Genomic DNA, 1,326 nt, shown 5'->3' on the forward strand with positions numbered 1-1,326 from the left:
AAAACAAAGCAATCTTCAACGACTAGGCTATCAAGACTATCTAGGGCAGAGTTCACCTAAGTAGGGTAGATTGAGAAAAGATTAAGTAACAAATTATGAAGTAATTATGCGTTGGATCACCGCTTGTGTATTGAGTCTATTGCTCTTTTTTGCCCTACCCATAGCGGCTTATGCCGATAGCCCGACTATTAGCGAAGAACAGATTAGAGAAGGGGAAGTTATCGCCGAAAAAGCCCTAGAAGCCACAGAAAAAGGGGATTACGCCCAGGCCGAAAGCTATTGGACCCAATTAGTCGCCAAATTCCCCACTAATCCCGCCGTCTGGAGTAATCGCGGCAATGCCAGAGTCAGTCTCAATAAATTAGAGGATGCGATCGCTGATTTTAACCAAGCGATCGCCATTGCCCCCGATGCCCCCGATCCCTACCTCAATCGCGGCACCGCTTTAGAGGGAGAAGGCAAATATCAAGAAGCGATCGCCGATTATAATAAAGTTTTAGAACTGGATCCCAATGATGCCTTTGCCTATAACAATCGCGGCAACGCCGAAGGCGGTTTAGGGGACTGGGAAGCCGCCGTCAAAGACTATCGCCAAGCTACCCAACTAGCCCCGAATTTTGCCTGGGCGCAAGCTAATCTGGCTCTGGCCCTGTACGAATTGGGCAGATATCCAGAAGCAGTCCAAAAAATGCGGAATATTGCCCGCAAATACCCCATGTTTCCCGATGTCAGAGCAGCCTTAAGCGCCGTTTTATGGACCCAAGGACAACAGGGAGAGGCGGAAAGCAATTGGGTAGCCGCCGTCGGCATGGATACCCGCTATCAAGACCTCGATTGGGTAAAAAGCGTGCGACGTTGGCCGCCGAATATGGTTCTAGCCTTAGATAAGTTTCTTAACTTAAAGTAAAGAAGGACTAAATAGCAATTTTTCTCGCAGTAGCGGGACTGAGAGGCCAATTATCCTGAAATCCGCGACTAAAATACAATTGAGATGTGCTGGGTTGTACTGCATTTAAACTGCGTCGGGGAAATTTTAGTACAAATGCTCAAACTTCCTCGACCCAGCTCCGGCTCCCCCAACTCCGGTGGGGTTAAATACAGAAACTTGCAACTTTGACACCGCCACTGTCACTACCACCCCTAAGAGATGAAGTGTAAACTAATTAGGGTTTGCTGAATAAATCTAAAAACCTTGTTGGATAAGGCTTTTAGACTTTTTTGACCTCAAAAAGTGCCGACCATTGGAGTGATTGGGGGGAAAATTCAGGTACTTTTTCCCTGAAAATTAGGTAATTGACCCCCTCAAAATCGGTAAAACCCCACACC

The 1,326-nt window shown here is 47.0% G+C and carries 1 protein-coding gene and 1 pseudogene; both read left to right on the forward strand.

Annotated features, from left to right (window positions below):
• Positions 1 to 64 (forward strand): annotated as a pseudogene (locus PX481_RS22975) (5-(carboxyamino)imidazole ribonucleotide mutase); the annotation flags it as partial.
• A gap of 42 nt (positions 65 to 106) precedes the next feature.
• The gene (locus PX481_RS22980; RefSeq protein ID WP_002761720.1) at positions 107 to 907 is read left to right on the forward strand and encodes a tetratricopeptide repeat protein; all 801 of its coding nucleotides are present in this window, start codon (positions 107 to 109) and stop codon (positions 905 to 907) included.
• Positions 908 to 1,326: the final 419 nt, after the last annotated feature.

The sequence above is a fragment of the Microcystis sp. M53603_WE2 genome, assembly GCF_030065435.1.

What these genes read in the sequence shown, in the direction of transcription:
- PX481_RS22980 (WP_002761720.1), top strand. Translation starts at nt 107, where the DNA reads ATGCGTTGGATCACCGCTTGTGTATTGAGTCTATTGCTCTTTTTTGCC.